The organism is Clostridium felsineum DSM 794, from assembly GCF_002006355.2.
GTDB lineage: Bacteria > Bacillota > Clostridia > Clostridiales > Clostridiaceae > Clostridium_S > Clostridium_S felsineum.
In genome coordinates this window covers 1,858,673-1,873,514 of the sequence record NZ_CP096980.1, presented here as the reverse complement: position 1 = coordinate 1,873,514, position 14,842 = coordinate 1,858,673, and the positions used below count along the sequence as shown (strand labels likewise).

18 protein-coding genes, 1 tRNA gene, 2 other RNA genes and 1 riboswitch are annotated in these 14,842 nt (G+C 29.5%); of the genes, 1 reads left to right on the top strand and 20 read right to left on the bottom strand.

Features of this window, described 5'->3' with window-relative positions; translation table 11 throughout:
* Positions 1-8: 8 nt before the first annotated feature.
* From mreD to CLFE_RS08730, 11 genes are all read right to left on the bottom strand, one after another.
* Positions 9-500: a rod shape-determining protein MreD gene (mreD, locus tag CLFE_RS08780; RefSeq protein ID WP_077833404.1), complete on the bottom strand. Its 492-nt coding sequence runs from the start codon at positions 498-500 to the stop codon at positions 9-11.
* Positions 501-510: 10 nt separating this feature from the next.
* A complete protein-coding gene (gene mreC / locus CLFE_RS08775) occupies positions 511-1,362 on the bottom strand; it encodes a rod shape-determining protein MreC (protein WP_077893732.1) in 852 nt (283 codons plus the stop codon).
* A gap of 11 nt (positions 1,363-1,373) precedes the next feature.
* Positions 1,374-2,378, bottom strand: a complete 1,005-nt coding sequence (locus CLFE_RS08770) for a rod shape-determining protein (protein ID WP_077833402.1) — start codon at positions 2,376-2,378, stop codon at positions 1,374-1,376.
* Positions 2,379-2,404: 26 nt separating this feature from the next.
* On the bottom strand, positions 2,405-3,094 hold the full coding sequence (gene radC / locus CLFE_RS08765; protein WP_139356175.1) for a RadC family protein: 690 nt from the start codon (positions 3,092-3,094) through the stop codon (positions 2,405-2,407).
* An 18-nt stretch (positions 3,095-3,112) separates the two neighbouring features.
* A complete protein-coding gene (locus tag CLFE_RS08760) occupies positions 3,113-3,712 on the bottom strand; it encodes a Maf-like protein (RefSeq protein ID WP_077833400.1) in 600 nt (199 codons plus the stop codon).
* 4 nt (positions 3,713-3,716) lie between these two features.
* A complete protein-coding gene (locus tag CLFE_RS08755; protein ID WP_077833399.1) occupies positions 3,717-3,977 on the bottom strand; it encodes a DUF4321 domain-containing protein in 261 nt (86 codons plus the stop codon).
* 135 nt (positions 3,978-4,112) lie between these two features.
* Positions 4,113-4,799, bottom strand: coding sequence for a hypothetical protein (locus tag CLFE_RS08750; RefSeq protein WP_077893730.1), 687 nt, complete (start codon positions 4,797-4,799; stop codon positions 4,113-4,115).
* Between the two features lie 126 nt (positions 4,800-4,925).
* Complete coding sequence (locus tag CLFE_RS08745) at positions 4,926-5,423, bottom strand: GNAT family N-acetyltransferase (RefSeq protein WP_077893729.1); 498 nt, start codon at positions 5,421-5,423, stop codon at positions 4,926-4,928.
* Positions 5,424-5,595: 172 nt separating this feature from the next.
* Positions 5,596-5,784 (bottom strand): hypothetical protein, encoded by a 189-nt coding sequence (locus CLFE_RS08740; protein WP_077852468.1) that lies wholly within the window; start codon positions 5,782-5,784, stop codon positions 5,596-5,598.
* Positions 5,785-5,915: 131 nt separating this feature from the next.
* Entirely contained in the window at positions 5,916-6,806 is an 891-nt protein-coding gene (thrB, locus tag CLFE_RS08735; protein ID WP_077893728.1) for a homoserine kinase, read from the bottom strand.
* A gap of 20 nt (positions 6,807-6,826) precedes the next feature.
* On the bottom strand, positions 6,827-7,294 hold the full coding sequence (locus CLFE_RS08730; RefSeq protein ID WP_077833408.1) for an ACT domain-containing protein: 468 nt from the start codon (positions 7,292-7,294) through the stop codon (positions 6,827-6,829).
* 186 nt (positions 7,295-7,480) lie between these two features.
* On the opposite strand from CLFE_RS08730, the gene CLFE_RS08725 reads away from it, so the two are divergent.
* The gene (locus CLFE_RS08725; RefSeq protein WP_077893727.1) at positions 7,481-9,382 is read left to right on the top strand and encodes a BMP family ABC transporter substrate-binding protein; all 1,902 of its coding nucleotides are present in this window, start codon (positions 7,481-7,483) and stop codon (positions 9,380-9,382) included.
* 18 nt (positions 9,383-9,400) lie between these two features.
* On the opposite strand, the gene CLFE_RS08720 is transcribed toward CLFE_RS08725, so the two are convergent.
* The 9 genes from CLFE_RS08720 to coaE form a co-directional block, all read right to left on the bottom strand.
* Positions 9,401-9,988, bottom strand: coding sequence for a metallophosphoesterase family protein (locus tag CLFE_RS08720; RefSeq protein ID WP_077893726.1), 588 nt, complete (start codon positions 9,986-9,988; stop codon positions 9,401-9,403).
* 137 nt (positions 9,989-10,125) lie between these two features.
* Positions 10,126-10,305, bottom strand: a non-coding RNA gene (ssrS, locus tag CLFE_RS08715) — 6S RNA.
* Positions 10,306-10,412: 107 nt separating this feature from the next.
* The gene (locus CLFE_RS08710; protein ID WP_077833392.1) at positions 10,413-11,327 is read right to left on the bottom strand and encodes a chemotaxis protein; all 915 of its coding nucleotides are present in this window, start codon (positions 11,325-11,327) and stop codon (positions 10,413-10,415) included.
* A 359-nt stretch (positions 11,328-11,686) separates the two neighbouring features.
* Positions 11,687-12,442, bottom strand: coding sequence for a LysM peptidoglycan-binding domain-containing protein (locus tag CLFE_RS08705; protein WP_077833391.1), 756 nt, complete (start codon positions 12,440-12,442; stop codon positions 11,687-11,689).
* A 3-nt stretch (positions 12,443-12,445) separates the two neighbouring features.
* A riboswitch (cyclic di-AMP (ydaO/yuaA leader) is annotated at positions 12,446-12,582 on the bottom strand.
* A gap of 157 nt (positions 12,583-12,739) precedes the next feature.
* Entirely contained in the window at positions 12,740-13,048 is a 309-nt protein-coding gene (locus tag CLFE_RS08700) for a DUF3892 domain-containing protein (protein WP_077833390.1), read from the bottom strand.
* A 177-nt stretch (positions 13,049-13,225) separates the two neighbouring features.
* Positions 13,226-13,417: non-coding RNA, 6S RNA (gene ssrS, locus CLFE_RS08695), on the bottom strand.
* A gap of 7 nt (positions 13,418-13,424) precedes the next feature.
* Positions 13,425-13,507 (bottom strand) — tRNA-Leu (locus tag CLFE_RS08690).
* A 164-nt stretch (positions 13,508-13,671) separates the two neighbouring features.
* Positions 13,672-14,229, bottom strand: a complete 558-nt coding sequence (locus CLFE_RS08685) for a lytic transglycosylase domain-containing protein (RefSeq protein WP_077893725.1) — start codon at positions 14,227-14,229, stop codon at positions 13,672-13,674.
* On the bottom strand, positions 14,230-14,835 hold the full coding sequence (gene coaE, locus CLFE_RS08680) for a dephospho-CoA kinase (RefSeq protein WP_077833388.1): 606 nt from the start codon (positions 14,833-14,835) through the stop codon (positions 14,230-14,232).
* Between the last annotated feature and the right edge of the window lie 7 nt (positions 14,836-14,842).

Here is a 14,842-nt window from a genome sequence, read left to right as displayed (position 1 = left end):
ACCTTTCTTTATAATTTCCATTTTGTTATCATGTATCTTTTTTGACAGAGTTTATAAACCCAAATATACATTGGAACGCCAATAATAAAATTATAAATAGAACCATACAAACTAACACTTATATTGCTACGACTGCCACATACATATAGAATAGCAAACATTAAAATGCCTCTTGCAAAAGACATAAAGAATACTAATATAGTTGGAATTAATGCTTTTTCTTTAAATAAACTTCTACCAATAATTCCAGATGCGTAGCATAAAATCAAATTAATAAATAAATTTACTCCTATACCATTAAAAAGATAAATATCTTGAAGAAATCCTGCTGCTAATCCAATAATAATACCTGCCCAGCCTTCATTTATTATAGAATAGCTTATTATAAATACAAAGAGAAAACTAGGATAGTATCCCCTAATAGCTATGAAAGGAGCTATGCAGTTATCTACAAATGTAAAACCTAGTATACATAATAATAGTGTTAAAATTTTTTTCATAAAACATCACCTAATATTTAATTTCGCTTGTATCTTTTGGAACTACTATAAATACATTTTGAAGCCTTGAAAAGTCTACCGCAGGTTCAATTATAGCTTCTTTCTCCATTTTACCTTTATTATCTTCAACACTTTTAACCTTTCCTATTATTATATCTTTAGGATAATCCCCACCAATTCCTGAAGTTGCTATGGTATCTCCTTCTTTAATAACAGAGTTTAAAGGAAGCATAGTTAATATTGATAAATTCTTTTCCTTATCTTCGTTATCTGTGTATCCTCTAACTATACAGTCATTAACTTGAGTACTTTGAACTAACGCTGCAACAGATATATTTTCACTAGAAATAGTTTCTATCTTACAATAATTATTTGCTACAGAGGTTACCTGCCCAATTAAACCTTCATCGTTAATAACTGCCATTCCAACCTTTATTCCATCTTTCGAACCTTTATTTATAACATAACCTTTTAGTGCATCAGACCCACTTTTCAGTATTATGTCTCCACCCACATAATTATATTCAGATTTTGATTGTTTAAAATCGAACATCTTTTTTAATTTCGTATTTTCTCTTTTAAGAGAATCATAAGCAGCCGCCTTTTGATTAAGCTGACTATTTTTTTTCTTTAATTCTTGATTTTCAGACTTAACCTCTGAAAAATTAGATACAAATCCAAAAAATCCCTTTACATCACTATTTACATTATAAAAGAACCCTTGCACAGAATTAAGAACTGTACCAACACCATTTTCCACAAAAGAAACCTTTTTCCTCTTAGCACTGTATGAAATTAATAACAAAAAGCTAACTGACAGAACAATAACTGTTACTGTCAGCCTGTTTTTAAATAGCTTCATCTTGATTAAGCCTAATCACTAACTAATTTTTCGAAGTGATCTAGAGCTTTACCTGCTCCAAGCGCTACACAGTCAAGAGGAGATTCTGCTATATGTACAGATATGTTGGTTTCTTTACTAATGAGCATATCAAGTCCTTTAAGAAGTGCTCCTCCACCAGCAAGCATTATTCCTTTATCCATTATATCTGCCGCAAGCTCTGGTGGTGTTTTTTCAAGAGCTAATTTTATAGAATCAACTATTGCTGCTACAGGTTCTCTTAACGCTTCTCTTACTTCTTCTTCACTGATTTCAATATTTTTAGGCAACCCTGTTACAAGGTTTCTTCCTTTTATAACTATATTTTCTAGGGATTCTTCTGTTTTAAATGCTGAACCCATTTTAATCTTTATTATTTCTGAAGTTCTTTCACCAATCATAAGATTGTATTCTTTTTTAATATAACTGATTATTGCTTGATCTAGCTCATCTCCAGCAACTCTAAGGGATTTACTTGTTACAATTCCTCCTAGTGATACTACTGCTACCTCTGTAGTACCTCCACCTATATCTACAATCATACTTCCTCTTGGTTCCTCAACTGGAAGTCCTGCTCCAATAGCTGCTGCCATAGGTTCTTCCATAACCTTTACTTCTCTTGCTCCTGCTCGTTTTGTTGCTTCTTTTATAGCTCTTCTTTCAACTTCAGTTACTCCTGATGGATGACAAACAAGAATTCTTGGACTTGCAAATGCGCTCTTAGAACTTATTTTACTTATAAAACTTTTAAGCATACTTTCCGTAATATCAAAATCTGCAATTACTCCATCCTTTAAAGGTCTTATAGCTCTAATATTTCCAGGCGTTCTACCTATCATTTGTTTTGCTTCGTCTCCTACTGCAAGAACGTCCTTATTAGTATTAATAGCAACAACTGATGGTTCTCTTAATACTATACCCTTACCTTTCACATAAACTAAAGTATTAGCTGTTCCAAGATCTATTCCCATGTCTCTTGATATTCCAAAAAATCCCATTAATTTATCTCCTTTCACAATCTTCGTTATAATAGTCCTTCTTCTTTTAAACTTATATATATACCGTCCCCAATTATTATATGATCCAAAAGTTCTATCCCTATGAATTTACTACACTCATAAAGCCTTTTGGTTATATTCAAATCTTCCCCACTAGGCTTTGGATCTCCTGACGGATGATTATGACACAATATAATTGATGCTGCATGCTTTAATATCGGTTCTACATATACTTCCCTAGGATGAACTATAGAAGAATTCAAACTTCCTACAGAAACATCAGATATCTTTATAACTGAATTTTTAGTATTAAGCATTATAACATATAAATGCTCTTTATTAAAACTTTTCATTTCTTCCATAACAATATTCGCAGCATCTTTAGGCGAGGTTATTCTTATACTATCTCCAGATTTATAAGCTTTAAATCTTTTAAACAGCTCACTTATTGCTAAAATTTGAACTGCTTTAGCTTTTCCTATTCCTTTGATATTTTTAAGTTCCTCTAGACTTAAACTTAAAACACCATTTAAGCCTCCATTTTCCTTTAAAATTCTGCTGCTAAGATTGATTATGTTTTCATTTAATGTTCCTGTTCTCAGTATAATAGCCAAAAGCTCACTATTTGAAAGCACTTCACTTCCATATCTCAAGAGCCTTTCTCTCGGTCTTTCACTCTCTGGTAAATCTGTAATTTTTAGATTGCCATTCATCAAAATTCATCAATCTCCTATTTATAGATTTACCCCCATCTCCAAAAGAATTCTATATAATTTATTTATGGGAAGCCCTACAACATTATAGTACGCTCCCTTAATTTCTTCAACAAAAACCGAAGCCTTTCCCTGAATACCATATGCTCCAGCCTTATCCGCATACTCACCACATGCTATGTATTTTAATATAGTTTCATATGATAACTTTGAAAACTTAACTTCAGTACACTGAAAATCTTTTATAATCTTATTTCTTTTAGCATCAATAATAGCTAACCCTGAATAGACTTCATGTACTCTTCCACTAAGACTTCCAAGCATATCTATAGCCTCTTTCTCATCCTTGGGCTTACCAAGTATTTTACCATCAATTGAAACTACAGTATCACACCCAATTATTAAAATTTCATCCTCGCTTTTATAGAAAGATTCTTCTTTAATATTTGAAAGTGTATTTCTTGCTTTTGATTCTGCTAAAGTCATGACATAACTTTTTATATCCTTCGAAATCTCAACTAGACTTTCATCAAAATCACTTGCTCTAACAATAAAATCCTCAGTAATATTTTTGAGAATTTCCCTCCGTCTAGGAGATGATGAAGCTAACACCAATTTCATATTTTCACTTCCTAATTTTACTGTATACTACTATAGCCAATATTATGCCTGCTATAGCCATTAAATTGATATTAAAATTTAATCCTAAAGTAAAACTCATAACCTTAAAATCGACTACAAGAGGCTTCGCTGTGCCAATACTGTATGTTCTTCTTAAAAATTCAATCTTAGCAAAATGTTCTCCGAGTATATCTCCAACTAAAGAACCACCTATGCAGCCTATTAGAGACAAAAATAAAACATTTCTGAAAGCTTTACCATTCACTTTATTAACTCCCTACATCAAATATACATCCTATATAGTGTATCATTTAATATACTGTTAAACAAGTCCTTAACGCATTATTAAAAATTTTTTAATTTTAATTTAAAAAAGGAGCTGATTTTTTCACAAATGCTCCTACCGTTTTATCTTAGATAATTCATTATAAATAAAAACTTCCTGTTCACTTACATTATCCTTATTGATTTCCCCTGGAATACTCTTAATGTGATTTTTAATTTCATTAGAAACTGCATAGTTTTTATAATCCTTACTACTATCTGAAAGGTTAGAACACCATTTCTTTAATGAGGCTGTTTGTACTGACTTTACATCCTTATCTCTAAGCTTATTTATAATTTCAAGATAACCGCTAACTATATTATATAATTCATCATCATCTGAATCCTTTTTATCAAATGCAATAGTAAACCTATTGGAGATAACTTTATTATCATTAATTATCTTCTCGTAAGTAGAATAATCCTTCTCATTACATATTGCATAAATAACCTTATAATATCCTTTATCTTTAACCTCAAACGGATTTCCTATACTAACCAAATTTTTAAGTACCCCATCCGCATTTTCTTTCTTTGAATCTGCAGAACATTGAAGTACAAAAATTTTTTCATTCATATTTTCTTTTTTATCATATGTACTAGATGTATTCTTTTGACCACCTGGAGTGCCAATTACTTTTATAAATGTTTTAAAAATAAAAGATCCTATTATAAAGGATAAAGTTAAAACAATTATTAAACATATTAAAAATGGTATACTACTGCTTTTCTTATGTTTAAAATCATACCTTGTATATCTCATTTTCTCATCTCCCTAAGTATAAATATTACTATCCTATATATACTAAGCTTAAGTTCAATTTATGAATTATATACAAAATTACACATAATAAAAAATTTCATATTGTTTTCTTTTATTGTTTATCAGCTAAATAGAGTTATATTTTTTCATTATCATTAAATCTTCTTTGTAATCTTTATCTGAATAAAACTCTTTATTTATTCTTACCGTCCTAAAATCATTATTTTTCCACATGTCTATCATATCTTTTTCACTATTAGTAACACCTGTTATAAAATCACACACTCCAAAATTGTGGGAAAAGTAATCCAATATATTCATTAATATGTCTTGATTGCTTTTTTTCAAGCTATATTTATTATTTATGTAAAAGTAAGATATCCAAATCATGTTACTACTTTTAAATTCTATTCTTCCTCTAAACACCCCAATAAACTTACCTTTTTTTAATATTTTAGTAAAAATCTCACACTCACTCATATAACATTCCAAATATATTTCTCTTAACTCATCATCATTTAGGTAAAATTTTTTATCCCTTAGTATTTCTCTTAGTTGGCTCAAATCTTCCTCTTCAATATTATTTACGCATATATCCTCAAATTTTATATCAACATCAAACATAATTTCACCTCTAAGAATTTAATTCTATACCAAAGCAAATTATCCTCTAATTTTTTCTTACCAAAAACAAAAGGTGAAAGAATTAAAGTGAATGAATTCTAAAGTTATACTTTAAGAATATCGCTTTTTCTGACTTTAATATACTCTCACCTTAAGTATAAATACTATTTATTTAACCAAACAGTTCTTCTTCATTTACTTCTTTAAAATTTGGAACAGCAAAAGGTTCTCTATAGTAATCAAATGCAGGACAACCCCTTCTGTATTTATTTCTATATGCATTATGACCGCAAAATTCATTTCTATAAGGTTCATCATATGCACAATTCATATTATTATAATTAGCACCATAATATTCCATAAAATCCCTCCTAAAATATTAAAATTATGTACATAAAATCATTTTCTTATAGGATATATATATGCGTATAAGATTTTTTTATGATTCAAAAATAAAAATTCACCTTTTTAAAAAAGGTGAATTTTTACATATTATATTATAACAGCCCCCTGATTATCGCTTTCAACTTCGATAATTTTCCACTTATCTTTAAGTGTATTAAGATATAATTTCATTGAAGCTATAAAATTTTTATCTTCTTCTTTAAGTACAGCAATCAAAGTCGAACCAGAACCACTTATAAATTCTCCAAGTGCTCCATATTCTTTTGCTTTTAAAAAGATTTCATCTACATTATTTATAAGCTTCTTCCTATATGGTTGATGAATTTTATCTTGAAGAACATATCTAAGTTTTTCATCTTCTCCATTATTAAGTATTGATATAAGCATAGCACACCTTGAAATATTAAAAACCACAGCTTCTCTTAAATATGAATCAGGTAAAACTCCCCTTGAAAGTGCTGTACTAACTTTAAAATTTGGGACCATGACTGCATACTTAAAATGTGATTTTACATTCACCTTAGAGTATATTATGTTTCCATTATCATTTATGCTTGTTACAATTCCCCCTAAAAGTGCTGGCGCTACATTATCCGGATGCCCTTCAATATCTGTGGCTATTTTAAGCATATCCATATATGTCATACTGCCACCTATAAGCGCATTAGCTCCAACTATACCTCCCACAATACATGCTGCACTACTTCCTAGCCCCCTAGAAAGCGGTATATTAGTTTCAGACATATCTATCTTAAAACCGTCATACTTCCTGTTAAAAAAGTCATATACTTTTGTAATACTTATATAAGTTAAATTTTCTTTATAATTTTTATCAAGCTCTCCCCCCAAAAGTTTAATTTCAGTTTTACCCTGGGTTTCTTCAATTGTTATTTCATTATAAAGCTTAAGCGCCATACCTAATGTATCAAAACCAGCCCCCATATTTGCGCTTGTAGCAGGTATCCTAACCCTAATCATTTTTAACACCCCAATATTTTTTATTCCATGGCTAATATTTCAACCTTCAATACATTTTTAATCATTTTAAGCTCTTCAACAATGTCTTTAACATCCTTTGATATGCCACTTATATCAAAGGTAATATTAACATTGGCTGTATTGTTTATTGGTATATCCTGATTTATTGTAAGTATATTGCAAAATGTCTGAGCAAGCTCATCTAATACTTCTGACAAGGTCCCCCTTCTATGTTCTATCAAAATTGATATAGTAACCTTTTGACTCTTCAGTCCATCAGAAACATTAAATACATAATCCTTGTATTTATAATATGTACTTCTGCTTATTCCAACCGTTTTAACCGCTTCAGTAATGTCTTTAACTTTTCCAGCTCTTAAAAGTTCTTTTACACGTATAACTTCATAAAACACATCAGGCAGCACTGCTGTATCAATAAGCAAATACTTTTTAGCTCCAGATTCACTAATTTTAATCACCACTTCCATGTTTTTATTTAACAAACACTTGTATGCACTTCGAAAACTAATGTAATAATATCATAAAATCGAATTAAAAACAATATTTTAGAAAGGTTTAGCTTCTAGAAATATCATTAAAGAAATACTATAATTAGTATATGATATTAAAGTACTATTACATTATATATAATTATAATTTGGGAGGTCAATCAATTGGCAGTTTTAGATGAACATTATAAAGAAGCGTTAAAAAGTGGCAAAACTGATTATTCATTAAATGGATATCTTCCCTGCCTTGAAAAGATATTAAGAGACGAAGACATTGTAGCAAATATCAACTTAGGAATTCTAGATATACAATTAAAAAAGATTGTAGGAACATATTCTCACCTTAGAGGAATATGCTTTTCTAAAAGTTTCATGCCTTTATTGGATAACGATACTGAATTTAAGACAAAATGGTCTCAATTATGTAAATCTCACTTAAGCGAAGGAATAAATCATCCTATAAAGGTTTACGAATATTTAAATCAATTTTATGTTATAGAAGGTAACAAACGTGTTAGTATTCTTAAATTTTTTGGTGCTGCTTCCATCGCTGCAGAGGTTATACGATTAGTTCCAAAGAAAAATGATAAAAGTATCATCAATTGTATTTACTATGAATTTTTGAACTTTTATAATAAAACCAAGATAAATACCTTATGGTTTACTAAAAAAAATAGCTTTAACACACTTCTAAATTTGTTAGATTCTTATACTATAAAAAATAATTTTTCAAATAACAAATATAAACATTTCATGATTTTTATTTATGATACCTTTAGAGAAGTATACCTTAAATTAGATGGTGAAAAGCTTCCTATAACAACAGCCGATGCCTTTCTAGAATATGCAAAAATTTATGGCATAAATGAACCTATAAAAGAAAAAGAACTTGAGAAGACACTCAAAGAATTCATGAAGGAACTTACTCATTTCAACGAAAAAAACGTAGACATTCTAGTCGATTCTAGTGAAACTTCCCTAAATATGCTTTCAACTATCTCAAATTTTATAACACCTTCTAAAAATTTAAAAGTAGCCTTTGTATATGCTCGAACAATCGAAAGTTCTGGCTGGACATATGGTCATGAACTAGGACGGCAATATGTATCTACTAAGTTAAAAGGACAAATCACAACAAGTTTTGTAGAAGGTGTGCCTGAAGATACTAATAGAGCTTATAATTATATAAAGGAACTAGCCGAAAAAGGAAACAATGTAATTTTCACTACAAGTCCTATATTCAGAACTGCCACACTAAAATGCTCTATAGAATATCCCCAAATTAAATTTTTTAATTGTTCAGATGATAGTCCTTATACTCACATGAGCTGCTATTTTGGAAGAACTTATGAGCCAAGATTTTTAACTGGTCTTATTGCCGGGGCAATGACAAAAACCAATATTATAGGATACTCTGCAACAAGCCCAACCTCAGAAGTAATAGGTTCTATTAATGCATTTGCCTTAGGAACAAAACTTGTCAATCCTTACTCAAAGGTAAAAGTAGCTTGGACTCGAGAATGGAACAGCCATAGCAAATTTTCAAACCTTGAGACAAAACTTCTTAAATGTGGCTGTGACATAATATCTAATAGAAATTTAACGTTGCCAAGAGATGAGACTAAAAAATATGGCGTATACTCTATGCTTTGCAGTTTTAAGGAAAATTCGAATATACCTGATAGATATCTTGCAGCACCTATATGGAACTGGGGAATCTACTATGAAAATATTTTAAATAATATACTCAATAATACATTTTCAACTTTACTTGATATGTTCAATCAAAATTCAAAACTTATAAATTTTTGGTACGGCTTAAAATCTGGTGTAGTTGATGTATACTACTCAAAAAAATATGTTCCTATAGAAGTTCAAAGACTTGTAGAAGCTATGAAAAAAATGATTACTACATATGAATTCAATCCATTTACAGGGCCAATATATGATAATCAAAACAACCTAAGACTATCATCAGACGAATTAGCCGCTCCTGATGAAATACTCTCCATGAATTGGTTTGTTGATAATGTAGATATAATAGAACCTTATATTAAAGAGGAATAATTTTTTATTTATTCCTCTTTAATATTCAAATATATAGTGATCAAAAGCATTTATTACCATTGTATTTTTGTAATTCGCAATCCTTTTTTTATTACCATAATTCAAATGAATATGACCATGGCAAAAATACTTAGGAGAGTATTTTTGTATTAGCTCTAGAAAACATTTAAATCCTTCATGACACAAATCATTTTCATCATTTATTCCTTTAGGTGCTGCATGTGATACTATAATATCAACGCCTCTATTAAAAAACAAACCAAATTTGAGCTTATTAATTCTTTTTCTCATTTCTTTTTCCGTATAAACAAGAGGTGTTTCTCTATATTTCATACTTCCACCTAATCCCATAATTCTAATACCATTATAATTTATAATTTTGCCATCAATACATTCGCATCCCTCTGGCGGATTATTTTTATAATTGTTATCGTGGTTTCCATGTATATAAAATAGCGGTGCTTTTATCATTGTAACTAAAAAACTAAGATATTCTGCCTTTAAATCTCCACATGATATTATTATATCTATATCTTTAAAATTTTCTGGCACAAAGAAATCCCACATATATTTAGATTCTTCATCCGAAATTAGTAATATTTTCACAAAATTACCCACCCTTACACTTTATGTAAACGTTGTGTATAAAATTATTATATCATTTTTTTTAGGCAATTTCATCAATATTAAAACTTTTCTCAAAAAACACAAAGAAGAGAGGTATACACCTCTCTTCTCCCACATATACATCCAAAATACCGCTGCTCTTTCGTTGACACCTATCTAATGATAGGTGGGTGTCCTCAAAAATACTTCTATCTTTTCTTTAAAATATAAGAAATCCATATCGGTATTTATATATTGAACTCCCATTTTTAAACTGTAGGTTCAAGATAAGAGCTTGGCGTATACCTTAGAAAATATCTGATTTATAAAGTATTAATACGTTTACTTAAATTTATTATAACATATAAAAAAATAAAATCAATACTTTTTGTTTTATCTTTATTAGTAATAAATACTCAAAAATTTAAATATTATTTTTATTGATTAATTCTTCTATAATTCTAACTAATTCACCAACCTCAGGCTTACTTATTTGAGCATCGGCGCCAACTGATTCACCCTTATGTTTTAAATCCCCTGTAATAAGTGATGAAAATATTATAACAGGAATTCTTCTAAGAAGAGGATGTTCCTTAATTTTTCTTGTAAGTGCATGACCATCCATTTGAGGCATCTCAATATCTGTTATAACTAACTGAACTTCTTCTGTTACTTTTTCTCCTTTCTTCTCAACAACTTCTTCTAAATAGTTAAGAAGTTGTTTTCCATCATCAAATATGTGCAAATTAGTAAAACCAGCTTTATTTAAGGTATTTTTTAAAAGTTTCCTTATAAGAGTAGAATCGTCTGCCATTGCTATTCTCACAGTTGCTCTATTCTTATCATATTCTATATTTCCGATTCTTTCTTGGCTTATTCCTGTGCTAGGACTTATATCTGTAACTATTTTCTCGAAATCAAGCATAAGAAGTATTTTATCGCCTAAAATTACATGACCTATAACTAATGGATTTTCAGCAACATTATCTGGTTTTAAAATTTCTTCCCATTTAACACGATGTACTCCAACTATAGCATCAATATTAAAAGCAACTCTTACCTTATTAAATTCGCATATAATTACTTTTGAACATGATTCAACCTTTTGTCCTTTAGTTATAACATATTTCAAATCAACGAGAGTTATTATTTCATTTCTGCACAATATAAGTCCAGCTATTGCAGGATTGGTTTCTGGCAATTTTGTTATTTTTCCACCTTCTACTTCTACTACTTCTTTAACTTTTATAATATTAATAGCAAAATGTCTATCTCCTATTACAAACTCAAGGACTTCTAATTCCCCTGTTCCTGATTCTAATAATATATTACTCTCCATAATTAATTCCTACCTTTCAATTTATTTTAATTCCTACAATACATTCAAATGTTATTAAACTGAAGTAATCCTAACGTTTTTAGTTAGTTTATGCCGGTTTTATGCTTATATTATTAACTTTACCTTCTTAAGCTAAAGTAGATTTTAACTTATGTACGCTTACACTGACAAATTTTAAATTTATATCCTAAATTGTATTCTATATATATATCGTCAGTTTTATAAAAATTATTATAGTTTATATATATCATTAGCTAATTCTATTACATTCATTCTTATATTTATTATAACAAAAAATATTTTTTTAATTATAAAACAAATTTAAAGGGACTCCTTTTAGAGCCCCTTTAAATTATTCACTAGTATGCAAAAATTAATTTTCCAGACACAAGTGATACAGGCTTTGAAGTAAGCCACGTATTAGTTACCGTATTATCATAAAAATACAAAGCTCCTTTTGTAGGATCTACTCCACGAAGAGCTTCTTTTGCCGCATTTAAAGATGCCGCAGTCGCACTTTTATTTATAGTTCCATTCAAAACAGGTGTAAACTGATAATATCCATTAGATACCTGATATATTACATTTGTAATCGTATTCGGAAAAGTACCACTTTGAACTCTATTTACGATTACAGCTCCTACTGCAACCATCGAATTGTAACTTTCCCCTCCAGCTTCTGCATTTATAAGTCTTGCTAACAAGTCAACTTCCGAGCTTGTACAAGAAATCACATAACTAGGTGCTGTAGTTGTGATAACAGGAATCACTATAACTTGTCCTATCTTAAGGGAATTATTCCATATATTATTAGCAAGTTTTATATCATTAAAAGATACTCCAAACTTTTTAGAAATAAGATATAGCGTATCTCCACTTTTTACTGTATACTTTACGTCTGGAACTTGAAGTTTCTGTCCTACATAAATTGCATTGCTTTGCAACCTATTAGCAGCTATAAGATAATTATAGTTAGTACCATAGTTTCTGCTTATACTATAAAGTGTATCTCCACTTTTTACACTATAAGTAGCAGCTTGTACAACACTTTTTCCCATTCCACCAAAAGCTAAAATTGCTGCAAAAAACAAAAATTTAAATTTAGATTTTATCATATTTTCTCCCTTCTACTAATGCCTCCGAGGTTAGCTTACGGATTCGGGTTGAAGGCACCCTACTTACATATATACTTGTAAGATTCACCCACAATGTGTTCCCCCGTACTTAAAAACTTAAGATTCGGCAATTTTATAGGGTTCCTAATTCAATTAATTGATTCAGAAACCCTATGGCTAACATTCTAGCAAATAAAATATGACTAATCTATGCAAAATTTATGGCAACTAAGGAATATTTATTTTCACACTGCCTAGTTTATAATTGTATAACCAAAACCATTGTAAACGTTATTATCAGTATTCCGGCAGTTCCCCTAATTCATCGCTCTCTAGATTATTTAAGTTTATTTTTACATAAGGATTTCCATTTATATACTTAATATTTACACATTCCTTCTTTTCCCACCTATTATTTTTCTTATACATAGTATAATATTTATTTCCGTCCTCTATATCAGCAATTAAAAAATCTCTTGAAAATTCAATCGGCATACTTACATTATTATTTTTTATAAAGCAAACTTTAGTAAATTGTATAATATTACTTTTATCATTCTTGTCATAATGAACAGCATATATTCCGTAATCATAAACGTTTTTCAAGGCAGAATCCCCTCTCCTATAAACTATTTATTATATAGATATTTATTTTTTTATTTTAATAGAACTTTAACCTTCAAATAATTCTCATTAAATAACAAAAGTCCTTTTATTAAGTGATTTTTTATCAAATATTACGTAAAATAAAAAGAGAGACCTAAGTCTCTCTATACATTCAAATGGAAATCCAAAATACCGCTGCCCTAATTTTGACACCTATCTATCTGATAGGTGGGTGTCCTCACAGATGCCTCTATCTCATTCAATACCGTAAAAGGATTCACTTGAAGCGCATATAATCATCTAAATATCGAACTCCCTTGTTTGAACTGTAGGTTCAAAATAAGAGCTTAACAAATACTTCAGAAATTATTCATTTTGGTGCGAAGGACGGGACTTGAACCCGTACGGTTGCCCACACGCCCCTCAAACGTGCGCGTCTGCCAATTCCGCCACCCTCGCATACTAGTCCTAAAAGAACTGACAATGATTATTATACTACATAAAATACTTTTGTCAACAAAAAATATTTTATTTTATAAATTAATTATATGTATATTAAAAATACTATTAAAGTTTATCCTATGCATGTACAAAATATTAACATACATACATAGGATATTACATTAATTATTCTCATACAATCTTTTATAAACTTTATAATCCATCATTACCTTTTTAACATATTTGTTAGTCTCACCATAAGGTATATAGTGCAGCGTTTTTCCATCCTTAGAGTTTTTCTTATTGTTTAACCATTTTTTAACATTGCCTCTTCCACCATTATAAGCTGCAAGAATTAATGTCCAATCTCCACCAAACTCATTTGATAGATCTTTTAAATACCAGCATCCTATTTTTATATTAATTTCAGGGTCTGTAAGATCTTCAACCTTAAAACCTGTTAATCCCATTTTCTCCGCTGCCCATTCAGCAGTTTCTGGAGTTATTTGCATAAGACCATAAGCATCCTTGTTTGATCTTGCTGATGCATTAAAATTACTTTCCACTCTTACCACTGCCATAACAAAATACGGATCAAGATTATTTTCTTTAGAATACTTCTCTATATAACTCACATATCTCACCGGATAAAAATGTTTTAATATATTTCTTGTATTTAACGCTACAATCAAAGCAATTATTATTATTATAAATATAAAAATTTTAGATTTAGATTTCATTTATTTTCCCTTCATTATACTTATAGATTCCATTATTCTGTCAATTTGTTTAATTGTACTCTCAAAGTCTTTACGGTTATCAATAATAAAATCAACATAGGTTTTCTTTTCTTCTAAAGACATTTGTGAATTTATTCTCATAATAACCTCTTTTTCCGAAAGGCCATCCCTCTTCTTAACTCTTTCTATTTGAGTAGCTTGATCAACCCATACAAGTATATTTATATCCATATCCTTGTAAATACCACTTTCTATTAAAGTTGGTGCATCTAATACACATACATTTTCATTAAGACTTTCATAAAGGTCCATAGTTCTTTTTATATCTTTCTTTATATATGGCATTATTATATCTTCATATTCTTTTTTATGAATATCACTACTAAAAATAAAGTTTCCAAAATCTTTTCTTTTAAATTCTCCTCTTTCATCAAAAAAACTATCCCCAAACTTATTTTTAACATCAGTTAATATTTCAGGATGTTCTTTTAGCTCACCTCTTGCAACGTTATCTGCATCAACTACAAGAATTTGTCTTTCTTTAAATATTCTTGATATTGTGCTTTTTCCACTGCCAATTCCTCCTGTTAAACCAATTTTCAACATAATACCC